This is a genomic window from Dickeya sp. ws52, from assembly GCF_007210685.1.
GTDB classification, from domain to species: domain Bacteria; phylum Pseudomonadota; class Gammaproteobacteria; order Enterobacterales; family Enterobacteriaceae; genus Dickeya; species Dickeya chrysanthemi.
In genome coordinates this window covers 1-262 of sequence record NZ_SZVX01000071.1, presented here as the reverse complement: position 1 = coordinate 262, position 262 = coordinate 1, and the positions used below count along the sequence as shown (strand labels likewise).

Sequence of the window (262 nt, the reverse complement as noted above, 5' to 3'; positions counted from 1 at the left end):
GCCCCGCCGCTCAGCAGCTGCCCGCCCGCCTGATTGACGAGGCCGTCGCCGAAGTCCGCCGTCAGGTCGCCCAGCGCCGTCAGCGTGCCGCCGTTGTCAAACTGCCGCCCGCGCAGCGTCGCCCTCCCCTGGGTGGCCAGCTGGCCGGTATTGCCCAGGCCGGCCGCGTCCAGCGTCAGCCCGTTCAGCCCGGTTATCCGCCCCCGGTTGGTCAGCGAGGCGCCGCTGACGCGCAGCTCGCCCGCCTGCCACAGCCCGCCGT

General features: G+C 75.6%; 1 protein-coding gene. It reads right to left on the bottom strand.

Features of this window, described 5'->3' with window-relative positions:
* Positions 1 to 262: hypothetical protein (locus FDP13_RS21565; RefSeq protein WP_143840384.1), on the bottom strand; the 262-nt coding region annotated here is incomplete at both ends.